General features: G+C 70.9%; 21 protein-coding genes and 1 pseudogene. 11 read left to right on the forward strand and 11 right to left on the reverse strand.

Translation table 11 applies throughout. From position 1 onward, the window contains the following. Window positions 1-158: pseudogene (locus ABT009_RS36460) on the forward strand (electron transfer flavoprotein subunit alpha/FixB family protein); the annotation flags it as partial. Between the two features lie 179 nt (window positions 159-337). Continuing rightward, window positions 338-1,642 carry a DUF6986 family protein gene (locus tag ABT009_RS36465; protein ID WP_351305267.1) on the forward strand — a complete coding sequence of 435 codons (1,305 nt, stop codon included), beginning with the start codon at window positions 338-340 and terminating at the stop codon, window positions 1,640-1,642. Between the two features lie 50 nt (window positions 1,643-1,692). On the opposite strand, the gene ABT009_RS36470 is transcribed toward ABT009_RS36465, so the two are convergent. Next, window positions 1,693-2,679 (reverse strand): LacI family DNA-binding transcriptional regulator, encoded by a 987-nt coding sequence (locus ABT009_RS36470; RefSeq protein WP_502990036.1) that lies wholly within the window; start codon window positions 2,677-2,679, stop codon window positions 1,693-1,695. Between the two features lie 261 nt (window positions 2,680-2,940). Between ABT009_RS36470 and ABT009_RS36475 the strand changes: the two genes are divergently transcribed. The 3 genes from ABT009_RS36475 to ABT009_RS36485 all read left to right on the forward strand — a co-directional run bounded on the left by ABT009_RS36475 (window position 2,941) and on the right by ABT009_RS36485 (window position 5,741). Further along, window positions 2,941-3,900, forward strand: a complete 960-nt coding sequence (locus ABT009_RS36475) for an ROK family protein (protein WP_351305124.1) — start codon at window positions 2,941-2,943, stop codon at window positions 3,898-3,900. A 283-nt stretch (window positions 3,901-4,183) separates the two neighbouring features. Next, the gene (locus ABT009_RS36480; protein WP_351305126.1) at window positions 4,184-5,122 is read left to right on the forward strand and encodes a MerR family transcriptional regulator; all 939 of its coding nucleotides are present in this window, start codon (window positions 4,184-4,186) and stop codon (window positions 5,120-5,122) included. Window positions 5,123-5,189: 67 nt separating this feature from the next. Then, window positions 5,190-5,741, forward strand: a complete 552-nt coding sequence (locus ABT009_RS36485) for a GNAT family N-acetyltransferase (protein WP_351305269.1) — start codon at window positions 5,190-5,192, stop codon at window positions 5,739-5,741. Window positions 5,742-5,937: 196 nt separating this feature from the next. Here ABT009_RS36485 and ABT009_RS36490 read toward each other — a convergent pair whose 3' ends face one another. Beyond that, on the reverse strand, window positions 5,938-6,282 hold the full coding sequence (locus ABT009_RS36490) for a hypothetical protein (protein WP_351305128.1): 345 nt from the start codon (window positions 6,280-6,282) through the stop codon (window positions 5,938-5,940). A gap of 25 nt (window positions 6,283-6,307) precedes the next feature. After that, the gene (locus ABT009_RS36495; RefSeq protein WP_351305130.1) at window positions 6,308-6,487 is read right to left on the reverse strand and encodes a hypothetical protein; all 180 of its coding nucleotides are present in this window, start codon (window positions 6,485-6,487) and stop codon (window positions 6,308-6,310) included. A gap of 156 nt (window positions 6,488-6,643) precedes the next feature. On the opposite strand from ABT009_RS36495, the gene ABT009_RS36500 reads away from it, so the two are divergent. Further along, a complete protein-coding gene (locus ABT009_RS36500; protein WP_351305132.1) occupies window positions 6,644-7,684 on the forward strand; it encodes an NUDIX hydrolase in 1,041 nt (346 codons plus the stop codon). 95 nt (window positions 7,685-7,779) lie between these two features. Here the strand turns inward: ABT009_RS36500 and ABT009_RS36505 are convergent, their stop codons facing one another. Further along, entirely contained in the window at window positions 7,780-9,135 is a 1,356-nt protein-coding gene (locus ABT009_RS36505; protein WP_351305134.1) for a dipeptidase, read from the reverse strand. Between the two features lie 204 nt (window positions 9,136-9,339). Here ABT009_RS36505 and ABT009_RS36510 point away from each other — a divergent pair, with 204 nt between their 5' ends. Beyond that, a complete protein-coding gene (locus tag ABT009_RS36510) occupies window positions 9,340-10,560 on the forward strand; it encodes a geranylgeranyl reductase family protein (RefSeq protein WP_351305136.1) in 1,221 nt (406 codons plus the stop codon). A 53-nt stretch (window positions 10,561-10,613) separates the two neighbouring features. Here ABT009_RS36510 and ABT009_RS36515 read toward each other — a convergent pair whose 3' ends face one another. Then, window positions 10,614-11,063, reverse strand: a complete 450-nt coding sequence (locus ABT009_RS36515; RefSeq protein ID WP_351305138.1) for a nitroreductase family deazaflavin-dependent oxidoreductase — start codon at window positions 11,061-11,063, stop codon at window positions 10,614-10,616. Between the two features lie 204 nt (window positions 11,064-11,267). Here ABT009_RS36515 and ABT009_RS36520 point away from each other — a divergent pair, with 204 nt between their 5' ends. The 3 genes from ABT009_RS36520 (at window position 11,268) to ABT009_RS36530 (ending at window position 14,207) form a co-directional block, all read left to right on the forward strand. Further along, window positions 11,268-12,044 carry a TetR/AcrR family transcriptional regulator gene (locus ABT009_RS36520; protein WP_351305140.1) on the forward strand — a complete coding sequence of 259 codons (777 nt, stop codon included), beginning with the start codon at window positions 11,268-11,270 and terminating at the stop codon, window positions 12,042-12,044. Window positions 12,045-12,246: 202 nt separating this feature from the next. Next, window positions 12,247-13,545, forward strand: a complete 1,299-nt coding sequence (locus ABT009_RS36525) for a sensor histidine kinase (RefSeq protein WP_502990032.1) — start codon at window positions 12,247-12,249, stop codon at window positions 13,543-13,545. After that, entirely contained in the window at window positions 13,542-14,207 is a 666-nt protein-coding gene (locus ABT009_RS36530) for a response regulator transcription factor (RefSeq protein ID WP_351305144.1), read from the forward strand. Before ABT009_RS36525 ends, ABT009_RS36530 begins: the two co-directional genes overlap by 4 nt. 115 nt (window positions 14,208-14,322) lie before the next feature. Here the strand turns inward: ABT009_RS36530 and ABT009_RS36535 are convergent, their stop codons facing one another. Next, on the reverse strand, window positions 14,323-15,846 hold the full coding sequence (locus ABT009_RS36535; RefSeq protein ID WP_351305146.1) for an MFS transporter: 1,524 nt from the start codon (window positions 15,844-15,846) through the stop codon (window positions 14,323-14,325). Window positions 15,847-15,933: 87 nt separating this feature from the next. On the opposite strand from ABT009_RS36535, the gene ABT009_RS36540 reads away from it, so the two are divergent. Further along, window positions 15,934-16,338, forward strand: a complete 405-nt coding sequence (locus ABT009_RS36540; protein WP_351305148.1) for a MarR family winged helix-turn-helix transcriptional regulator — start codon at window positions 15,934-15,936, stop codon at window positions 16,336-16,338. 74 nt (window positions 16,339-16,412) lie between these two features. Here the strand turns inward: ABT009_RS36540 and ABT009_RS36545 are convergent, their stop codons facing one another. The 5 genes from ABT009_RS36545 to ABT009_RS36565 all read right to left on the reverse strand — a co-directional run bounded on the left by ABT009_RS36545 (window position 16,413) and on the right by ABT009_RS36565 (window position 22,479). Continuing rightward, window positions 16,413-17,144 (reverse strand): maleylpyruvate isomerase family mycothiol-dependent enzyme, encoded by a 732-nt coding sequence (locus tag ABT009_RS36545; protein ID WP_351305150.1) that lies wholly within the window; start codon window positions 17,142-17,144, stop codon window positions 16,413-16,415. Between the two features lie 79 nt (window positions 17,145-17,223). Next, window positions 17,224-18,075, reverse strand: coding sequence for a carbohydrate ABC transporter permease (locus tag ABT009_RS36550; protein WP_502990033.1), 852 nt, complete (start codon window positions 18,073-18,075; stop codon window positions 17,224-17,226). Then, entirely contained in the window at window positions 18,072-19,046 is a 975-nt protein-coding gene (locus tag ABT009_RS36555) for a carbohydrate ABC transporter permease (protein WP_351305151.1), read from the reverse strand. Before ABT009_RS36555 ends, ABT009_RS36550 begins: the two co-directional genes overlap by 4 nt. Before the next feature lie 82 nt (window positions 19,047-19,128). Continuing rightward, window positions 19,129-20,373: a sugar ABC transporter substrate-binding protein gene (locus ABT009_RS36560; RefSeq protein WP_351305153.1), complete on the reverse strand. Its 1,245-nt coding sequence runs from the start codon at window positions 20,371-20,373 to the stop codon at window positions 19,129-19,131. Between the two features lie 123 nt (window positions 20,374-20,496). Then, a complete protein-coding gene (locus ABT009_RS36565) occupies window positions 20,497-22,479 on the reverse strand; it encodes a glycoside hydrolase family 127 protein (protein ID WP_351305155.1) in 1,983 nt (660 codons plus the stop codon). Window positions 22,480-22,709 lie beyond the last annotated feature (230 nt).

Here is a 22,709-nt window from a genome sequence, read left to right on the forward strand (position 1 = left end):
TCCAGCACCGTGCCGGTATGCAGACCTCGAAGACGATCGTGGCGATCAACAAGGACGCCGAGGCGCCGATCTTCGACCTGGTCGACTACGGCGTGGTCGGCGACCTGTTCGCGGTCGTCCCGCAGCTGACCGAGGAGATCAAGACCCGCAAGGGCTGATCCGCTCCGGACCTCGCGAGGCCCCTGCGACCGCGTTCGTCGGCCGCAGGGGCCTCGTCCCGTTTGAGGGCCTGCCGCTCGCCCCGTCCGCGCCGGGTGTTGACCAGCGGGAACGCCCCTGGATAGCTTCGCTCTACGGATTGTTGATTCCGTGAACCGGAAAAGTGGCGGCGGAGGGTGTGGACATGGGGCAGCAGGAGAAGGTGGCCACGAGCCTCGCGGGCGCGGTCAGCGAGGCCGTCAGCGTCTCCCTCGCCCCGGTGGACGCGGAGCTGGAGCGCCGCTACCCCGGAGACCCGGGCACCCGCCAGCCCGTCCACACGGTCTACGTACCCGGTGACGTCTTCGCCGCCGACACCATCCGCTCCTGGGGCGACCAGGCGCTGAAAGCTCTCGACGAACACGCCCCGGACGCCGCCGCGTTCGCCGCCGTCCTCGGTCTGAGCGACGAACTCGCCGTACCCGTGTACGACCGCGTCCGTGCAAAGCTGCAGCGCGAGCCCATCGAGGACCTGCGCATCGACTTCGAGGACGGCTACGGGCCCCGCCCCGACACGGAGGAGGACGAGGCGGCCGCCCGCGCGGCACGGCTGGTCGCCGAGGCCTACGAGAACGGCACCGCCGCCCCGTACATGGGCATCCGTATGAAGTGCATGGAGGCCGCCGTGCGCGACCGCGGCATCCGCACGCTCGACATCTTCCTCACCGGCCTCATGGCGGCCGGCGGCCTCCCCGACGGGCTCGTCCTGACGCTGCCCAAGGTGACGTACGCCGAGCAGGTCACCGCCATGGTCCGGCTCCTCGAGGAGTTCGAGAAGGCCCGCGGCCTCGAGCCCGGCCGGATCGGCTTCGAGATACAGATCGAGACCAGCCAGGCCATCCTCGCCCCGGACGGAACGGCCACCGTCGCCCGGATGATCGACGCCGCCGAGGGCCGCGCCACCGGCCTGCACTACGGCACCTTCGACTACAGCGCATGCCTCGGCGTCAGCGCCGCCTACCAGGCCAGCGACCACCCGGCCGCCGACCACGCCAAGGCGATCATGCAGGTCGCCGCCGCGGGAACCGGCGTCCGCGTCTCGGACGGCTCCACCAACGTCCTGCCGGTCGGTCCGACCGAGAAGGTCCACGACGCGTGGCGGCTGCACTACGGTCTCACCCGCCGGGCGCTGGCCCGCGCCTACTACCAGGGCTGGGACATGCACCCGGGCCACATCCCGACCCGCTACGCCGCCGTGTTCGCCTTCTACCGGGAGGGTTTCGCGCAGGCCGCCGCGCGCCTCGCCGCGTACGCCAACCGGGCCGGCGGGGACGTCATGGACGAACCCGCGACGGCCAAGGCCCTCAGCGGGTATCTGCTGCGCGGTCTGGACTGCGGAGCCCTCGACACGGCCGAGGTGGCCCGGCTGAGCGGCCTCACCCGGGCCGATCTGGAGGGGTACGCGGCACCGCGGCGCGGCGACCTGACCGTGTCCGGCCGGTAGTACGGGCTGCCCCGCGTGGGGCCACCCAAGTGAAGTCGCTGCGTCAGAGGTCAGTCGGCGGGCGGCAGTTCGCCCGAGCCGCGTGTGATCAGCCGGGTCGGGAGTACGGTGCGCTCCGGGGCGAGGGGTGCACCGTCCAGCTGCTGGAACAGCCGCTCCGCCGCCGTACGTCCCAGCTGCGCGGCGTCCTGCGCGACGACGGTCACGCCCGGCTGCAGCAGATCGGCGAGCTCGAAGTCGTCGAAGCCGACGAGGGCCACCGGCCGCGGCCGTTCGGCGAGTACGCGCACCACGGTAACCGTCACGCGGTTGTTGCCCGCGAAGACCGCGGTCACCGGCTCCGGACCGTCGAGCATCTCCTCGGCGGCCCGCCGGACCCGCTCCGGATCCGTGGCACCCAGCGATATCCAGGCGTCCTCGACGGGGATGCCCGCGTCTGCCATGGCCGCGCGGTAGCCGCGCAGCCGCTCGGCCGCGGTGTGGATGCCCGGCCGGTCGCCGAGGAATCCGATCCGGCGGTGCCCGTGTGCGACGAGATGGGCGACGCCGTTCCGCGCGCCGCCGAAGTTGTCCGAGAGCACGGTGTCGGCGTCGATCTTCCCGGCGGGCCGGTCCACGAAGACCGTGGCGACGCCGGCCTGGATCTCGGGCTCGAGATAGCGATGGTCGTCGCCTGCCGGGATGACCACCAGCCCGTCGACGCGGCGCGCGCACAGAGCGAGGGCCAGCTCCTGCTCGCGGCCGGGGTCCTCGGCGCTGGAACCGTTGATGAGCAACGCGCCGTGGGCCCGGGCGACCTCCTCGACGGCGCGGCTGAGCGGGCCGTAGAACGGGTCCGCGAGGTCTTCCAGAACGAGGCCGATGCTGGCTGTACGGCCCTTGCGGAGGACACGTGCGCTGTCGTTGCGCCGGAAGCCCAGGGCGTTGATCGCCTCGTGGACGCGGCGTTCGGTGTCGGGCGTGACACCCGGCTCGCTGTTCACCACACGCGAGACCGTTTTCAGGCCGACTCCGGCGCGTGCGGCCACGTCCTTCATGGTCGGACGGGAGCCGTAGCGGTTGTCGGGTCGGCGGGCGGTGTCGGCCACGTTTGCGCTGTCCTGTCCTGTCGTTCACGAGTAGGGCGTATGCGCCTGATGCCTGTTGACGTCGGGAGCATCCTGCATAGGTAGGTGCTGCATAAAGATGTGTGGATGAGCATAGGCCCTGGACAACGTTGTCAGACGCGGGGGAGACTGTCCATCGCCCCGTATCGTCCACTCTCCGGACCCCGTCCTTCACCAGGAGATCGCACGCCGATGCACACCGACCTCGTCGCCGCCCTCGACATCGGCGGAACCAAGATCGCCGGAGCCCTGGTGGCCGGTGACGGCCGGATCCTTGTGCGCGCACAGCGCCCGACGCCGTCGCAGGAGGACGGCGAGACGGTGATGCGGGCCGTGGCGGAGGTCGTCGGCGAGCTCACGGCCTCCCCGCTGTGGCCCCGGGCAGGGGCCGTGGGCATCGGCAGCGCGGGACCGGTCGACGCATCCGCCGGCACGGTGAGCCCGGTCAACGTCCCGGGCTGGCGCGGGTTTCCACTCGTCGAACGGGTACGGGCGGCTGCCGGCGGACTGCCCGTCGAACTCGTCGGCGACGGGGTCGCCATCGCGGCTGCCGAGCACTGGCAGGGCGCCGCACGCGGTCACGACAACGCGCTCTGCATGGTCGTCTCCACCGGGGTCGGCGGAGGCCTCGTCCTCGGCGGCAGCCTCCACCCCGGCCCGACGGGCAACGCGGGCCACATCGGACACATCAGCGTGGATCTCGACGGTGACCCCTGTCCATGCGGGGCGCGCGGCTGCGTTGAGCGGATCGCGAGCGGCCCGAACATCGCACGGCGGGCGCTGGAGTCGGGCTGGCGACCCGGTCCCGACGGCGACACCTCTGCCGCGGCCGTGGCGGAGGCCGCGCGCGCCGGCGACCCGGTGGCCCTCGCCTCGTTCGAGCGCGCGGCCCAGGCACTGGCCGCGGGAATCGCCGCCACCGCCACCCTCGTCGAGATCGACATCGCGGTGATCGGCGGCGGAGTGGCGAAGTCCGGCGAGGTCCTCTTCGCGCCCCTCCGCAAGGCCCTGCGGGACTACGCGACTCTCTCGTTCGTACAACACCTGACTGTGGTGCCCGCCCTGATGGGCACGGACGCCGGCCTGGTGGGGGCGGCCGCGGCGGCGCTGGGCACGGGGGCCGGGGCGGCTGTGGCGGGTGTCGGAGGCTGAGGGACGCGCACCGGCGTCGGACCTTCCAATGCCCTGACCGCAGTGGGGCATGGGCCTGCTCCGGTAGCCCACGACGTTGCGGTACTCGACCTTCAGGTCGGCTCTGGCATTGGCTGAGTCCGTGACCCGCCGAACCGTACGTCTCGCATGTGCCGCGCTCCTCCTACCCGGTCGCGGGGGCGCGAGGACGGCCTCGGGCCGGCAGAGTGCCGTGGGGCGTGGTCTGCGGGCGGCGGGCGAGGGGACTTGAGTCTCCTGTAGGGGGAGACGGCAAGGTGGGGGCATGGATGGCGACACGCTCTACTCGATCGGCGAGCTGGCTCGGCGGACCGGTCTTACGGTCAAGACGATTCGGTTCTATTCCGATCGCGGGATCGTGGCGCCGGCGGACCGCAGCCCGGCCGGCTACCGCCTCTACGACGTCGACGCCGTGGCACGCCTGGACCTCGTGCGGACCCTGCGGGAGCTGGGGCTGGACCTTCCCACGATTCGCAAGGTCGCGGATCAGGAGCTCTCGCTTGCCGAGGTCGCTGCCGCGCACGCCGAGGGACTGGCGGTGCAGATTCGCATCCTGCGTCTGCGGCACGCGGTGCTGACGGCGGTGGCCGAGCGTGGGTTCACTGCTGAGGAGACGGATCTCATGCACAAGTTGGCTCGGCTCTCCGAGGACGAACGCCGTCGTCTGATCGGTGGTTTCCTCGACGCTGTCTTCGGCGGTCTCGGCGCCGGCTCCGCATTCGCGGGAGTCATGCGCTCGATGACCCCTGAGCTGCCCGACAACCCCGAGGCGGAACAGGCCCGAGCATGGGTGGAGTGGGCCGAACTGGCCCTGGACCCGGACTTCCGCGCCGGCGTGCGGCGGATGGCCGAGGACCAGGCAGCTGAACAGGCACAAGGCGACACCATGATCCTGCGCCGCGACTTTGCCGTGGTTGTCCGTGACCTGGTCAGCCCCGCCCTGGCGGCGGGCATCGACCCGGCCTCGCGTCGGGCCGATCCGATCGCTGCGGCGCTTGCGGGTCACTATGCGCATGTCCTGGGCCGTCCCGATGGCGCCGAGCTCCGCCGTCCCCTGTTGCTCCGGCTGGAGAACGTGAACGACCCCCGCAGGGACCGGTACTTCCAGCTGTTGGCAGTGATCAACGGCTGGCCCGTGCCGGACAGTCTGGCGCCGGTGTTCGACTGGTCCGTCCAGGCCGTGCGCGTTCGGATGCACCAGTAGTGGGCCGGGGATCGTCGGCGTCAGGGCGAACGCTGCCGCATACGATCGCTTGGTGAAAGACACCGTCATGCTCCATGTGGCTGCGACGCCGTCCGCTCCCGCCCTGATCCTTCGCCCCTGGTGCATGGAGGACGTTCCCGCGCTGGTGGAGGCGTGCCGGGATGCCGCATTGCGCCACTGGACGGGCTCTGCAGTGGAGAACGACGCTGACGCGGTGCGGTGGGTGCGGGCCCAGGAGCGTGGATGGGCGGCGGGGGACCGGTTCGGCTGGGCGGTCCTTGAAGTGCAACCCGAGTCGGCCCACGGGCAGTTGGTCGGCAATGTGGTCCTCAAGGGAGTAGCGCCTGGCAAAGCGTCGGCCGAGGTGGGCTACTGGACCGCGGCGCACGCTCGCGGGCGGGGTGTGGCGCCCCGCGCTCTGGAGGCTCTCACCGGCTGGGCAATCGACACCCTGGGAGCCGACCGGCTGAAGCGTCTGGAACTCCTGCACCAGGTGGACAACCAGGCCTCGTGCCGCGTGGCGCAGAAGAGCCGGTACGTCTTCGAGACGGTCCTGCCCGCAGCGCCGCCCTCCTTCCCCCTCGACGGCCATCTGCACACGCGGCGCAGGATCGCCTGAGGGCCACTCGTCTTTTTCGGATCGGGTGGGGCTCCTCATGCCGCTGGGGCCGCGGCTTGGCCCTCGTCAGCAGGCGGCGGGACCCTGGTGGACCGGACGGAGGTCGGTGGGGTCGGAGGTGGTCGCGGAACGATGCCGGACGGCCGGTGGTGCCACGTCGGCTGGCCGGGAGCGGGCGCCCGGCGCTCGACCGCCGTCAGTCGAAGGCGTCCGTCATGCAGTCCGCGCGGCAGCCGCCCGCCTCGTACCGCTGGCGGAGCGCGGCGGCCGCCTGTTCGCGCGTTACGGAGGCGTGGCCGAAGTGCTGGGTCGCGACGCTGATCACGTCGTCGATGCGGACGATGACCGGCTCGCCGCGGGCGGCCTGGCGGCGCGCCGCCGCGATCGCCATGTCGGCGGAGCGGAGCAGATGCCTCGGGTAGTCGCGTGCCAGCGCCGCACGGGCCCGTTTGCGCGACAAGGGGCGGACGGCGCGTCCCCTCCAGAGGGCCCCTGCCGCGATGAGCAACACGCCCAGCGCGACGAATCCCAGACCGCTCATGGACGTAACGCGATCCGGGCGCGGCCTACGCGGCCTCGCCGACGCCGCCACGGACGGCCGCGGCCCACTCCATGACCAGGTGTTCGTACTCCATGCGCTCCTCGGCGGACAGCGTGCCGCCTGCGCGCAGCCACAACTCGCGGATCTGCTCGTTCACCGCGGCGGCGGACCGCACGGAACCAGAAGGCTGTGGGCTCGGGGACATGGAGCAACCTTAAGGCCAACGACCGGCTTCGGGAACACTCAGCTACCGGTCGGATCCGGGAAGTGATCGGGGGCGGCCGTCGCCCTCATCAGGCGCTGGTTTCCGTGGCAGGGTTGAGCGGGCAAGCCACAGGGGGCCAACAGAAGAGGGGGAAACGTGATCGTCTGGATCAACGGCGCGTTCGGTGCGGGAAAGACCACCACCGCACGGGAACTGATCGACCTGATCCCGAACAGCACGCTCTTCGACCCCGAGCTCATCGGCGGGGAACTGTCGTATCTGCTACCGCCCAAACGCCTCGCCGAGGTCACCGACTTCCAGGATCTGCCGATCTGGCGGCGGCTCGTCGTCGACACGGCGGCCGCGCTGCTCGCCGAGCTGGGCGGAGTCCTCGTGGTCCCGATGACCCTGCTGCGCCAGCAGTACCGCGACGAGATCTTCGGCGGGCTCGCCTCCCGCAGGATTCCGGTCCGGCACGTGTTGCTCGCACCGGCCGAAACGATCCTTCGTACGCGCATAGCCAGCCGTGACGTACCGCCCGACATACCCGACGGCGAGATATGCGTACGCCAGTGGTCCTACGAACACATCGAGCCGTACCAGGCGGCGCTCGGCTCGTGGCTCACATCGGACGCGCATCTCGTCGACAACGGCCCGCTCACCCCGTACGAGACCGCAGTCCGCATAGCCGACGCCGTGCGTACCGGGGACGCGCCCGTCTGCGACATCGTGCAGACCCCCGAGCCGACCGCCGAGACCGTCGCATCCGGCGTATTGCTCTTCGACGAAGAGGACCGGGTGCTGCTCGTCGACCCGACGTACAAGCCGGGCTGGGAGTTCCCCGGAGGCGTCGTCGAATCCGGTGAGGCGCCCGCGCGCGCGGGCATGCGCGAGGTCGCCGAGGAGACCGGCATCCGGCTGCAGGAGGTTCCGCGGCTCCTGGTCGTCGACTGGGAGCCGCCCGCCCCACCCGGATACGGCGGGCTGCGCCTGCTCTACGACGGCGGGCGGCTCGACAGCGACGAGGCCCGGCGGATGCTGCTGCCGGGCCCCGAACTGCGCGACTGGCGCTTCGTCACCGAAGAGGAAGCGGCCTCACTCCTGCCACCCGTCCGCTACGAGCGGCTCCGCTGGGCCCTGCGGGCGCGGGAGCGCGGCGCGGCCCTGTATCTGGAGGCCGGGGTGCCGGTCGGCTGACGCGTGCGGTGTCTCCGTGCACCGGGGTCCCTTGTGTACGACGGGAGCGCGGCGGCAGTGACCGGCTCCCGTCGCCGCGCCTCAGCCCGTCTCCGTCAACTCGCCGCGTAGTTGCGCAGGAACAGCGCCTCCGCGACCGAAAGCCGCTCCAGCTCCTCCGGCGCGACGCTCTCGTTGACCGCGTGGATCTGCGCCTCCGGCTCGCTCAGGCCGATCAACAGGATCTCCGCCTCCGGGTAGAGCGCGGCCAGCGTGTTGCACAGCGGGATGGACCCGCCCTGGCCCGCGTACTGCATCTCCTCACCCGGGTACGCGACGCCCATCGCCTTCGCCATCGCCTCATACGCGGGGCTGGCGGTGTTCGCGCGGAACGGCTGGCCCTGGCCGATCTGTTCCGTCTGCACGCGCGCACCCCACGGCGTGTGCGCCTCGAGATGGGCCAGCAGCAGCTTCGTCGCCTCGGCCGCGTCGACGCCCGGCGGCACGCGCAGGCTGATCAGCGCCTGCGCGCTCGCCTGCACGGACGGCGTGGCACCCACGACCGGCGGGCAGTCGATGCCCAGGACGGTGACGGCCGGCCGCGCCCAGATCCGGTCCGCGACCGTGCCGGAACCGATCAGCTGCACACCGTCCAGCACCTTGGCGTCCTTACGGAAGTCGGCGTCCGGGTACTGCAGTCCGTCCCACGAGGTGTCGCCCGTGAGCCCGTCAATCGTCGTCGACCCGTCCTCCGCGCGCAGCGAGTCCAGTACGCGCAAGAGGGCAGCCAGCGCATCGGGTGCCGCGCCGCCGAACTGGCCGGAGTGCAGGTTGCCTTCGAGGGTGTCGATGCGTACGCGGACCATGGTCATGCCGCGCAGCGTGGCGGTGACCGTGGGCAGGCCCACGCGGAAGTTGCCCGAGTCGCCGATGACGATCGTGTCGGCCGCCAGCAGCTCCGGGTGCTCCTCGGCGTACCGCTCCAGGCCGCCCGTCCCCTGCTCCTCCGAACCCTCGGCGATCACCTTGACGTTGACGGGAATGCCGCCGTTCGCCTTGAGGGCGCGCAGCGCCAGCAGGTGCATGATCACGCCGCCCTTGCAGTCGGCGGCTCCGCGTCCGTACCAGCGGCCGTCCCGCTCGGTCAGGACGAACGGCGGGGTGGTCCACGCGGCCTCGTCGAGCGGAGGCTGCACGTCGTAGTGCGCGTACAGCAGCACGGTCGGCGCGCCCTCGGGGCCGGGCAGGAAGCCATACACCGACTGCGTGCCGTCCGGCGTGTCCAGCAGAGCCACGTCCTGGAATCCCTCGGCGCGCAGTGCGTCCGCCACCCACGTCGCGGCCTTCTCGCTCTCGCTCCGCGGGAACTGCTCGAAGTCCGCCACCGATTTGAAGGCCACCAGTTCGGTGAGCTCCTCCTTCGCCCGCGGCATCAACGCGGCGACGGTCTCGGCGATCGGATTCGGCGACATGGGCACGCTCCTCGTAGGTGCGACGGCGTGCATGGAATTGCATGCACGCATGTCCTTGGGTACGGATTCGTTCTGGGTGGATTCGCGCGTGCTGGGTGTACGGCGAACACATTGCCGATCCTCCCACAGCGGCGGGCGGCGGCGTCCGCCGTAGGATGCGGGGGAAAGTGCGGCAGACGGCTGGATCGGGAGCAGCAGACCATCGTGAGCAGCGAGAACTCGGGCGAGAACGCAGCGGACGACGCTCGGCAGGTATGGGACGTCGTGGTGGTCGGGGCCGGGCCCGCGGGAGCCTCCGCGGCCTATGCTGCAGCCGTCGCCGGACGCCGCGTGCTGATCCTGGAGAAGGCCGAGCTGCCCCGCTACAAGACGTGCGGCGGCGGCATCATCGGGCCCTCGCGCGACGCGCTGCCGCCCGGGTTCGAACTGCCCTTCAAGGACCGGGTGCATGCCGTGACGTTCTCCCTTGACGGCAGGTTCACCCGCACCCGCCGCTCGCGGCACATGCTGTTCGGCCTGATCAACCGCCCCGAGTTCGACCAGCAACTGGTGGAGCACGCCCAGAAGGCGGGCGCCGAGCTGCGGACCGGTGTCACGGTCTCCCGGGTCGAGCAGCACGGGCCTGCCGTACCTGACCGGCGCACCGTAGCCGTCGTACTTCAGGGCGGCGAGACGCTGTACGCGCGGGCCGTCGTCGGTGCGGACGGCAGCGCCAGCCGCATAGGAGCCCATGTCGGTGTGAAGCTCGACCAGGTCGACCTGGGGCTCGAGGCGGAGATCCCGGTTCCGCCCACCGTCGCCGAGGACTGGAAGGGCCGGGTCCTCATCGACTGGGGGCCGATGCCCGGGAGTTACGGCTGGGTCTTCCCCAAGGACGACACCCTGACCGTCGGCGTCATCTCCGCACGCGGCGAGGGCGCCGCCACCAAGCGGTACCTGGAGGACTTCATCGCCCGGCTCGGGCTCGCCGGCTTCGAACCCGCAGTCTCCTCCGGACATCTGACCCGCTGCCGCAGCGACGACTCCCCGCTCTCTCGCGGGCGCGTCCTGGTGTGCGGCGACGCGGCGGGACTGCTGGAGCCGTGGACCCGCGAGGGCATCTCGTTCGCGCTGCGCTCCGGGCGGCTGGCGGGGGAGTGGGCGGTGCGCATCGCGGAGGCGCACGACGCGGTGGACACCCGGCGCCAGGCGCTGAACTACGCCTTCGCCGTCAAGGCGGGGCTCGGCGTCGAGATGAGCGTCGGCAAGCGCCTGCTGGCCGTCTTCGAGCGCCGGCCCGGCCTGTTCCATGCGGCGATCACCGGGTTCAGGCCCGCCTGGAAGGCGTTCTCGGGCATCACCCGGGGATCGACGACGCTGGCCGAGCTCGTACGGACGCATCCGATGGCGGGGCGGGCCCTGACCGCGCTGGATCCGTCCGCGTAGGCCCTGCCTGTTCGGCTGTCCAGCGGCTCGGCTGTCCTTGGCCGCGGCCGTCGTCAGCTCTTGACCGTGATGCGGAAGACGGGGTGCTTGTGCGCCGCCGCGAGCAGTTCCTCGTCGGTGGAGTCGGCGTTGACGTCGCCGAAGAAGCGGCCGACCTCCCAGCCCCACTTCTTCAGATAGGTGCGGAGGATCAGGGGCTTCTCGTCGTCGGGAAGCTCCACCGCGGTGAACTCCTGGGTCCGGCGGCCGACCTGGAGGAGGCCGCCGCCCGCGGCCCTCATGTTGCGCACCCACTCGGAGTGGCCGCGGGCCGAGATCAGGTAGGGGCCACCCTCGTACGGCAGCGGGTTGACCGGGACGCGGCGCCACTCACCGCTCTTGCGGCCGCGTACGGACAGCTCGGCGTGGCCGAGGAGGCTGATGCCGCGCCGGGCGATCCAGCCGATGAAGCGGTTCATGCCTGCTTCGAAGGCGCCGGGCTTGATGTAGTGCTGCTGTGCCATGGTGACCTCCACCCGTTTAGAGAGCACTGCTCTCGCTTGAGAGCAGTGTGCACGGGATCGGTGATCCAAAGCAAGAGCGGTGATCTCTTTTTGGTGCACCGATCTCGAACTGGTGCGACGCTCTATTAAGGAAGCGCCGCTCGCGGATGGAAGCGCTGCTCTCGTATGTGTGCACTGCTCCGGAAACGTGGGACACTGCCGCGCATGAGCACCGCACGTGGAGCCCGTGCCCGGGCGCGTACCGAGATCACCGCCGCCATCAAGGACGAGGCGCGCAGGCAGCTCGCCGCCGAAGGTGCCGCCAAGCTCTCGCTGCGCGCCGTTGCGCGTGAGCTCGGCATGGTGTCCTCCGCCCTCTATCGCTATTTCCCGAGCCGCGACGACCTGCTGACCGCCCTCATCATCGACGCCTACGACTCCCTCGGCGAGGCCGCTGAGTCGGCGCACGCCAAGGCCGCCGACGCCGAGCCGGTGCAGCAGTGGACCACCGTCTGCGAGGCGGTGCGCGCCTGGGCGCTGGCCCATCCGCACGAGTACGCGCTCATCTACGGCTCACCCGTGCCCGGCTACTCCGCGCCCGACTCCACCGTCCCTGCCGCGTCGCGCGTCGGGCTGCTGTTCATCGGTATCGTCCGCGACGCCCTGGAGGGCCGCGGCATCGCACTCCCCCGGCTCCCCGCCGAACTGAGGCCCGAGGCCGAGCGCATGACGGCGGATCTGGCGCCCGACCTGCCGCCGGAGGTGGTCGCCGCCCTGGTGGCGGCGTGGGCGCAGCTGTACGGACTGGTCGGGTTCGAGGTCTTCGGGCAGTTCCACCGGGTCGTCGAGGACCGCGCGGTGTTCTTCTCCCACGCGGCCGCCCAACTCGCCTATTCCGTAGGCCTGTTGAACCATGGGCGGGTCTCTGAAGCGCCTGCGCCTCGTCGGCGTCAGGCCAAGGGCACGGGTACCGACTCGGGTGGCAGGAGGGTCGGATCCTGACGCAGGATCCGCTCGTGCAGTGAGCGCAGCGCGGGTCCCGGATCCGCGCCCAGGGCGTCTGCGATGCGCTGCCGCGCTGCGCAGTCTGCACCGGCGGTTCGGGGATGAGCGAGGCCGCGGCACCCGAGCCGGAGGTACTCCAGCGGGAGTACGTTTGATCACCTCGCATGGCTGACGCCCGCGGCCGCCGCAGGCGTCTAGCGTGGCAGGCATGGAGGAGCAGCGCGTACGGCAACGCGGCGGCCCGCCGTGGGCGCGGGGCGGGCCGGCGCGGTGGTGCCGGAGCGGGCCACCGGCATGGTGGAGGCAGGGCCCGCCGTGGTGGAACCCCCACGCCCCCGCCAACGACGACGAGGACGTACGCCGCGCGCGGTGGCCCTGGCGCTCGATGCTGCTGTTCACCGTGTTCGTGCTCGTGGGGTCCCACTTCGCGGCGCGTGAACAGGCCGGTGAGCGCGCCGATCTGGACGCCCTCGCCCTGGTGCTGATGGTCGGGGCGACGGGGCTCTTGCTGTGGCGACAGCGGTACCCGGTGCTCGTGACCTTCGGTACGGCGGCGGTCGCGATGATCTATGTGGGCGCCGGATATCCGTACGGGCCGATCTTCCTGGCCGTCGCCGTGGCCTGCTTCAGCGCGATCGTCTCCGGGCACCGCCGGGCGGCGTGGGCGGCGCTCGGCATGCTGTGGGTAGCGCGTCTGCTGGTGGGGCACTGGCTCTACCGCTGGCTGCCCCCGGAGCACGACGGGCCCGCCACGTGGGCACAGGAACTGGCCGTCCTCACCTGGACGGTGGCCATCCTCGCGATCTCCGAGCTCGCCCGCGTGCGCCGCGAGCAGTGGGACCATGAGCGTGCCGAACGCCGGCTGGCCGCCAAGCGGCGGGCCGACGAGGAGCGGCTTCGGATCGCCCGCGAACTGCACGACGTACTGGCCCACAGCATCTCCGTTATCAACGTCCAGGCGGGCGTGGGCCTGGCGCTGCTCGACTCCGACCCGGAGCAGGCCCGCACCGCGCTGACCACCATCAAGGCCGCGAGCAAGGAGGCGTTGGGCGAGGTGCGCCAGGTACTCGACACGCTTCGCACGCCCGGAGACGCGCCACGCGCCCCGGCTCCGGGACTCGACCGCCTCTCCGAGCTGGTCGAGCAGGCCGCGGGCGCCGGTCTCACCGTCGGCGTCGAGACGGAGGGACGGCCGGTTCCGCTGCCGCCCGGCACGGATCTCGCTGCGTTCCGCATCGTCCAGGAGGCGCTGACGAACGTCGTACGGCACTCGGGATCCCGGCACGCGCGCGTGCTCGTACGGTACGAGGGCCGGGCACTGCGGCTGCGCATCGACGACGACGGGCCCGCCACCGGAGCGGACGCCGGCGGCAGCGGCAACGGGCTCGCCGGGATGCGGGAGCGTGCGGCAGGTCTCGGTGGCACGATCGAGGCGGGCACGCGCCCCGACGGCGGTTTCCGGGTGTCCGCCTTCCTGCCGCTCAAGGAGGACCGGTGATCCGCGTACTGCTCGCCGACGACCAGTCACTGGTCAGGGCCGGCTTCAGGGCGCTGCTCGACGCGCAGCCGGACATCGAGGTGGCCGGGGAGGCGGCGGACGGCGAGGAGGCGCTGCGCATGGTGCGCGAGCTGCGCCCCGACGTGGTCCTCATGGACATCCGCATGCCTCTGGTCGACGGCCTCGCGTCGACCCGGCGCATCACCGGCGACCCGGACCTCGCTGCGGTGAAGGTGGTCATGCTCACCACCTTCGAGCTGGACGAGTACGTCTTCGAGGCGATCCGGGCCGGTGCTTCGGGCTTCCTGGTCAAGGACACCGAGCCCGAGGAACTGCTGCGCGCGGTCCGCGCGGTGGTGCACGGCGACGCGCTGCTGTCGCCGAGCGTGACGCGGCGGCTGATCGGGGAGTTCGCGGCCCGCTCCAAGGAACCAGCCGCCGCCGAGTCGCTGTCCCGGCTCACCGAGCGGGAACGGGAGGTGATGGCGCTGGTCGGCATCGGCCTGTCGAACGAGGAGATCGCCCGCCGTCTCGTCGTCAGCCCGCTCACCGCGAAGACCCATGTCAGCCGCACCATGGTCAAGCTGGGCGCCCGGGACCGCGCCCAACTCGTCGTACTCGCCTATGAGTCGGGGTTGGTCAGGCCGGGCTGGTTGGGCTGATCCAGCGGCACGTACAGCGCGTACGGCACACGGGTACGCGCGCGTGACCGGCGCACAGGGACGTTGAGCGCCGGGCACGCGCGCGTGCCGGTGGTTGCCGGTCTGCCGGTGGTTGTCAGTCGCGGACGGCGACGCGTTCCTCCGCCGCATCCCGCACCGCCTGTACGGAGCCGTCCTCCTGTACTGAGGTCTCCTCCTGTGCGGACTTCGCGACGAGCACCGTCTGCTGCGGGCGCCGCGCGCGGAGCCCCGTGAGCGTGATCAGCAGTCCGCCGAGTGCGATCGCCGTCACCACCATCAGGCCCGGGCGGAAGCTGTCCAGTACGGCCTGCGGGGACGAGCCCCCGTGGCCGTTCGCGGCCACCACGGCCGTCACCACGGCCAGGAAGATCGCGCCGCCCACCTGGACCGACGTGTTCAGCAGACCGGACACCATGCCCTGCTCGTCGTCGTCCACGCCGTTGGTGGCCTGGATGTTGAGCGACGGGAAGACCAGCGCGCACGCCGCGCCGAGCAGCAGCATCGACGGCAGGATCACCGCCGCGTACTGCGGCGTCAGGCTGATCCGCAAGAAGAGCGCGTAGCCGATGACCAGCAGCGTGAAGCCCGTGGCGATGACCCGCGGGGTGCCGAACCGGTCGACCACGGCGCCGATCTTCGTCGCCGACAGCGCGACCAGCGCACCGGCCGGCAGGAAGGCCAGCGCGGTCTGCAGCGCCGACCAGCCGAGCAGCGACTGCATGTAGAGGGTGACCAGGAACTGGAACCCGACGTACGAGCCGAAGAACGCCATCGCGCCCAACTGCGCCCTGATCTGGCTGCCCGAGCGCAGTACCCCGAGCCGGATCAGCGGGCTCGCGGTGCGCTGCTCGATCGCCACGAAGACGACGAGCAGTACGGCGACGGCGAGGAACGAGAGCAGGGTGCGGGCGGACGCCCAGCCCGCCTCCGGTGCCTGGACGACGGTGAAGACGAGCAGGAGCATCGACGCCGTGCCGACGATGGCGCCTGGTGCGTCGTAGCCGCCGTGCTTGCGCTCACGCTCGCTGTGCGGGATCAGCTTGAGCCCGGCAAGCAGGGCGACGACCGCGATGGGGGCGGGCAGCAGCATGGTCAGGCGCCAGCTCGCCTCCGTGAGAAGACCGGAGAGGACGAGGCCCATGGAGAAACCGGTCGCCGCGCAGGTCGTGTAGATCGAGAGGGCGCGGTTGCGCACCGGGCCCTCGGCGAACGTGGTGGTGATGATGGACAGTCCGGCGGGCGCCGTGAACGCGGCGCTCAGGCCCTTGATGAACCGGCTGGCGATCAGCAGCGGACCGGAGTCGACGAGCCCGCCGAGCAGCGAGGCCAATGCGAACACGCCCAGCGCGACGAGGAAGACGCGGCGCCGGCCCAGCAGGTCGGCGGTGCGTCCGCCGAGGAGCAGCAGTCCGCCGTATCCCAGGATGTAGCCACTGACGATCCACTGGAGGGTCGAGGTGGACAGATCGAGTTCGGAGCCGATGGACGGCAGGGCGACGCCGACCATCGAGACGTCGAGAGCGTCCAGGAACATCGCGGCGCAGAGCACCAGCAGGGTTCCCCACAGGCGTGGGGTCCAGCGCTCCTGTGCTGCGGAAGCGGTGAGCGGAGAGGTCATGCACAGAGACACTACATGCGCGTGCATCTGATGCAAGTGCATTTAATTCCGATGCAACAAACACGTTTCTTCTGCTACCGTGCGGTCATGGCGGCGAAGAAGGCCGAGCAGGGGCTCGTGGATCAGTGGCGGGACATCCTCGCCGTGCACGCACGCACCATGTGCGAACTCGACCGCGAACTGCATCAGTACGGCCTGGGCGCCAGCGACTTCGAGGTCCTCGACATACTCGCGGAGGGCGCTGCCGAGGACGGCGGCTGCTCGTACCGTGTGCAGGAGATCGCCGGGCGGGTCCATCTCAGCCAGAGCGCGCTGTCACGGCTCATCGGCCGGCTGGAGAAGGACGGCCTGGTCGAGCGGGGCATGTGCGTGGAGGACCGGCGCGGGGTGCGCGTCGCGCTGACCGAAAAGGGGCGCGACCTGCACGGGCGGGTGCGCCCGCTGCAGCGGGCGGTGCTGACGCGCATGCTGGCGGAGGGCCGGTCGGCCTGATCTCCGCCCGCTCAACGTCCGTCAGTTCCAGGGGAACGGCTGACGTCACTGCCAGGGGACGCCTGACGTCAGTTTCAGGTCACGCCTGACTTCTCCCGCCAAAGCGCCGCGACTGAGCTGTCGCCGGTGACGCGGGGGAACGGCAGCCGGTTCCACAGCGACAGATAGAGGCGCGCGGCAGGACCCGAGATCTCGCAGTCGGCTTCGCCTGTGTCGTCCCGCTCGGTCACCGGGGGCTCGGCCGAGAGCCGTACCGTCCACACCGCGTCTGTGTCGGTGGCCCGCACCCGCAGCACGCGCGGTTCGTCCGTGCGGACCTTGCTCTTGCGGCGGGCGTGGAAGCCGCGCAGCAGTTCGTCGATACCGTCCGTGGCGAAGTCGGCCCCGATCTCTGCGGGCGTCCCGCTCCGCGCCGCCTCCGCATCGAACCGGTGCACCGCCGTCTCGTGCGCCTGCCGCCGGGCCCAGAAGGCGAGCGGCGACGGCGCGGGCAGAAAGCTCCAGCAGGCCACATCGGGCGGGGCGGTCGAAAGCGTCTCGACCAGCGCACGGTGTCCCGCGCGGAACCATGCCAGCAGCTCGTCGCCGTCGAGATCCGGGAGACCGGCGTCGGGCTGGTACGAGATGTGCCCCTCGGCGACGAACGCCCCGGCCCAGCGGTGCACCATCCCTGTGTGCCGCAGCAGATCGCGCACCTCCCAGCCGGGGCAGGTCGGCACCTTGGCGTCGGGCCCGGCCTCTTCCGCGGCGGCGGCGAGCAGCCGGCCCTCCGCCTCCAGCGTCTTGATGTGCACGGAGGTCTCCATGCGGCGAGTGTGCCCGATGGAGTGCGGTCGAAGGGAACACTAGGGAGGGGCTGGGCCCGGCGGCCGTGCGTCGGGTCCGTCAGTCCTTGACCGCGCCCGCGGTGACCCCTGCGGCCACGTACCGCTGCGCGAGGACGAGGAGGACGGCGGCGGGGATGGAGGCGATGACAGCGGTGGCCATGATCGCGTTCCATTCCTGGTTGTTGTTGCCGATGTAGCGGTAGATGCCGAGGGTGATCGGGCGCAGCTCGCCGCCGCCGTCGAGGGTGTTGGCGAAGACGAAGTCGGACCAGGCCCACAGGAAGCTGAACAGCGACACGGTGACCACGGCGTTGCGGCTCACCGGCAGGATGACGGACCAGAAGGTGCGCCAGGTGCTCGCGCCGTCAATGCGGGCGGCGGCGGTGAGCTCGTCGGGGATGCCCGACATGAACGCCGTGAAGATCATGACGCCGAAGGGCACCGCGATGGTGGAGTCCGCGATGATCAGTCCCCACCAGGAGTTCAGCAGACCGGCGTTGAGGAAGATCCCGTAGAAGCCCATCGCCATGACGATGCCGGGGATCATCTGGGCGATCAGCAGGCCGAGGCTGAGGACGCCGCCGCCGCTCGGGCGGAGCTTGGCCAGCGAGTAGCCGGCCGGGGCGGCGAGAACGAGGGTGACCGCGACCGTGCCGAGGCCGATGAGCAGACTCGTGCCCAGGTACGGCAGCTGGTCGTTCAGGACGGCCCGGTAGCCCTCGAACGTGGGGTGCAGGGGCAGCAGGTCGGGCGGTGTCTTGCGCATGTCCTGCTGCGGGGTGAGGGACACGTTCAGCATCCAGTACACCGGGAACAGCATGAGCGCGGTCAGCACGACGCCGATGGCGGTGTTGCGGCGCGAGCGCCGGGCGCCGGGCCGGTGAGAGGCCACGGGACGAGTGGAGGTCATGCTTCCTGCCTCCTCTGGACGCGGATGTAGAGCAGGCCGAAGACGAGGGCGATGAGGATGAGGATGTTGCCGACCGCTGCTCCCGGCCCGAACTTCGGGAGCAGCGTGCCGAATCCGAGCCGGTAGGACCACGTCGCCAGGGTCGACGAGGAGTCGCCCGGACCGCCCTTGGTCATGATCCAGATCAGGTCGAACACCTTCAGCGTGTACACCAGGCCAAGCAGCAGCGTGATCGCCGAGACCGGTCGCAGCAGCGGGAAGGTGACGCGGCGGAACTGCTGCCAGCCGCTCGCCCCGTCCAGCGCGGCGGCCTCGTACAGCTCCGCGGGGATGTTCTGCAGGCCGCTGTAGAGGATCACCAGGTTGAACGGGATGCCGATCCAGATGTTGGCGATGATGACCGAGGTCAGCGCCCAATGCGGCGAGGTGAGCCAGTCGACCGGCGATACGCCGACGACGTGGAGCGCGTAGTTGACCACGCCGGACTCGCTGTTCAGCATCCAGGACCAGGTCGACGCCGACACGATGAGCGGCAGCAGCCACGGGATGAGGAACAGCGCCCTGAGGGTCGCGGCCAGCCGGAAGTGCCGGTTGAAGAAGACCGCGAGGGCCAGGCCGGCCGCGTACTGGAACACGATCGACACGAAGGTGAAGACCATCGTGTTGCGCAGCGCGGGCCCGAACGTCGGATCGTTCAGCACCTGCGAGAAGTTGTCCCAGCCGGAGAACGGCGCGTCGCCCGCCACGAACGACCGGACGGTGTAGTTGCGCAGGCTCAGGTCGAGGTTGCGGTAGAGCGGATAGACGTAGAAGGCCGCCAGATAGGCGACGAGCGGGGCGACGAAGGCAAGCGCGGTCAGCTGGCTTCTGCGGCGCCGACGGCGTGACGCGGAGTCGCGCCGGCCGGCGGTGCCCGTCGTTCCGGACACGGCCGGGGACCGCTTCGGGCGGTCGACTCGGGCGATGGTCATGCGAACTCCTGGATGCGGGTGGCGGTGTCCGGAACGGCGGCTTGCGGCGGCGGCGCCGCGCCGCTGCCGCAAGCCGAAGGGCCTATCCCTTGCCGGCCGCCGTCTGCGCCTCGTCGAGAGCGGACTGCGGGCTCTTGCCACCGGACAGGGCCGCCTGCACCGCCGTCCACATCTGCTGCGAGATGGTGGGGTACTTCGTGCCCAGGCCGCCGCTGGTCCGGCCGCGCGCCGAGGCCACGGCCTCCACCCACGGCTTGAGCTTCGGGTTCGCCTTGACCTGCTCCTCCTGCACCGCTGTCGTGGGGGCCACGTACATAAGGGTGGTGTCCGTGGGCAGCAGGTTCTTGTCGCTGGTCAGGCAGGTGACGATCTTCTTGCTGACGTCGTAGCGCGAGGTGTCCTGCTGCACCGGGACCGTGACGAACTCGCCACCGGTCGGCACCGGCGCCGAACCGCCGTTCTGCGCGGGGATGTTGATGATCCCGTACGGGAAGCCGGCCTTCTCGGCGTTGCCCAGCTGCCAGGTCCCGTTCTCGCCGAAGGCGTAGTCGCCGGTGGCGAACTCCTGCCAGCTGGTGGTCTGCGTGTTCTGCAGGACGTCCTTGGGCGCGTACCCCTCGTCGACCCACTGCTTCCACAGCGACAGCGCGGCGACACCCTTGGCGGAGTTGAGCTTGGTGAGATCGCCGCCGGCGCCCCAGAACCACGGCAGGAACTGGAAACTGCCCTCCTCCGTGCCGATCGCGGAGAACGTGATGCCCTTCTTGCCCGCCGCCTTGACCTTCTTCAGGGCAGAGGTCAGCGACGTCCAGTCCTTGATCGATGCGGGGTCGACGCCCGCGGCCGACAGGACCTTCTTGTTGTAGTAGAGGGCGAGCGTGTTGGCGCCGATCGGTACGCCGTAGGACGTCCCGTCGAGCGTGCCCGCGCCGATGATGTTCTTCTGTATCGAGGCCGTTTCCAGGCCGAGGTCGCTCGTCTTGGTCAGGATCCCGGCCTCCACCAGCGTGGAGACGACCGGATTGTCGACGAGCATCACGTCGGGGGCGTTGCCCTGCTGCGCGGCCAGCAGCGCCTTGTTGCCCAGGTCCGTGGTGTCGTACCCGGTGCGCTTGAGCTTGACGCCGGCCTCGGTGCCGCACTTCGCGACACGCTTGCCCCAGTCGGAAGAGGCGTCGAACTGCGGGTACGGGTCCCAGAACGTGTACGTCGCGGACTTGCCGGAAGAGCCGGACGAGCCCGAACCGCCGCCACCGCAGGCGGTGAGCGAGGCGAGCGTGCCGGCGGCGACACAGGCAGCGAGGAGAGTACGGCGGGTGCTTCTCATCGGGGTGACCTCGTTGTCATCGGTGGGCTTGAGGGGTGACGGGCGGAGGGCGTGCGGGGGCCAGGCCCCCGGGAAGCCGTGGAGGGGGGAACCGGCCCGGGTTCAGGAGGTGGCGGGCCGGGTTCAGGAGGTGGGCAGCCAGACGCGCATGCTGCCGTCCTGGCGGTTGGCCCAGGCGTGGTACGGGATCGCGGTCAGTTCGACCGGCTCGCCGGCCGAGGACGTGGGGTCGGCTGTGCCGGCGGCGGGCTGGTAGGGCCACCAGCCGGCGTCGGGGATCCGGCGGTGGTGGCCGGCGGCCACGACGGTGGTGACGCCGCCGAGCAGGTCCGGGCGGTGCTTCACCACGAGCGGGCGTGTGGTGTCGATGACGATGTCGTCCAGTCCGCCGCCGGGGTGGTCGACCTGCTCCAGGCAGTACACCAGCGGCCCGCGCTCGATGGCCACGCAGCCGCGGACGGCGTCCACCCGGGGGTCGGCCGCGGTGAGCCGGGGTTCCAGACCGAGCTCCAGGACGACCTGGTCACCCGGCGCCCACTCCTGCTCCAGGCGCAGCCAGCCGTCCGTGACGGGGGCGTCGGTCTGGTCGTACGTCCGAGTGCCGCACCGCACGCGGTATTCGCTGCACCACTGCGGGATGCGCAGGGACAGGGTCCAGGGCCGGTCGGTCGGGGTCTCCTCGACGGTCAGGGTGATCGTGCCGTGCCAGGGGTAGTCGGTCTCGGCGGTCACGGTGACGGGGGTGCCGCCGAGATCCGCGCGGTATCGCCCGGTGACGTACTGGTGGATCTGCAGGCCCTGCCCGTCGGCGTCGGTCGAGGACAGGTAGTGCTCAAGGCCGGCCAGCAGACGCATGGCGTTCGGCGGGCAGCAGGCGCAGCGGAACCAGCGGGTGCGCCGGGCGGACTGGTCGCCGCCGGAGTCGGTGTGGCCGTCGCGGACCTGCAGCGGGTTGACGTAGAGCCAGCTCTCGCCGTCCAGGGAGACGCCCGCGAGGAAGCCGTTGTACAGAGTGCGTTCGATCAGGTCGCTGTAGCGGGCCTCGCCGGTGAGCAGGGCCATGCGCCAGCTCCACTGGACCGAGGCGATGGCCGCGCAGGTCTCGCAGTAGGCGCGTTCGTTGGGCAGCTCGAAGGGGTCGCCGAAGTCCTCCCTGTCGTGGTGGGCGCCGAGGCCGCCGGTCAGATGGGTCTTGGTGGCGGTCATCGCCTGCCACAACCGCTCGGTGGCCGCACGCAGTTCGGCGTCGCCGGTCTCTGTGGCCAGGTCCGTCGCGGCGGCCAGCAGGTAGAGCTGGCGTACGGCGTGTCCTTCGACCGTCGTCGCCTCGCGCAGCGGCACGCGGTCCTGGCAGTAGGCGGCGCCGCCGAGCAGGCCGTGGCCGTAACGGTCGACGAAGTAGCCCGCCAGGTCCAGGTAGCGTCGCTCGCCGGTCTCCCGGTACAGCTCGACCAGGGCTGTCTCGACCTCCGGGTGGCCGTCGATGCCGTCGATGGGCTTGCCGCTGCCGGGGGGACCGAAGACGGACTCGATCTGGTCGGCGAAGCGGCGCCCGACGTCGAGCAGTTGGTCGCGTCCGGTGGCCCGGTGGTGGGCCACAGCCGCCTGGATCAGGTGGCCCGCGCAGTACAGCTCGTGGCCCCAGCGCAGATCCTGGTAGCGCTCTCCGCCCTTGCGGATCTGGAACCAGGTGTTGAGGTAGCCGTCGGGCTGCTGGGCGCCGGCGACCAGGGAGATGATCCGGTCCACATCGGCGGCCAGCCGCTGGGTCTCAGGATCGCCCTGGCCGCCGTCTTCGTCCGCCCCCTGCTGGGCGAGCTGCCAGGAGGCGGCCTCCAGCCACTTGTAGACGTCGGAGTCCACGAACGGGAAGTCGCCCCGGTGCTCGCCCTGAGCGGTGCCCGCCACCAGGCGCAGGTTGTGCAGGTTTCCCGCGGACTCCAGCAGCCCGGGGCCCTGCGGGATGGAGGTGCGCGCGTTCACCTCGCGTCGGGTGTGCCAGAAGCCGGCGCGCACCTCGGCAGCGGCGGGACGCAGTGCGGCACGGGCGTCGGCGCCGAGGCGGACCGGGCCCGTGAGGGGCAGGGCGGAGCTTGTGCGGGGCATGACTCTCCGGGGAGATGAAGGGTGGGGGAAGCGGACGACGGGAGGGGCCTCCGCACGGGCGGTGGCCGGGGCCCGGGTACGTGCAGGTGGCGAACGCCCACGGTGCACGTCTGGGCAACCAATTGAGCAATCGTTTTCCTGATGGAAGAGTAGAGGGCAGGCGGAGGAGCCGGGTCAAGGGTCGCGCACCATATTTCTCCGTTTGCTCAAAGGCTGGCACGCGGCGTCGG

It is taken from the genome of Streptomyces sp. NPDC002896 (assembly GCF_040295225.1).
In the GTDB taxonomy this organism is placed as follows: Bacteria; Actinomycetota; Actinomycetes; order Streptomycetales; family Streptomycetaceae; genus Streptomyces.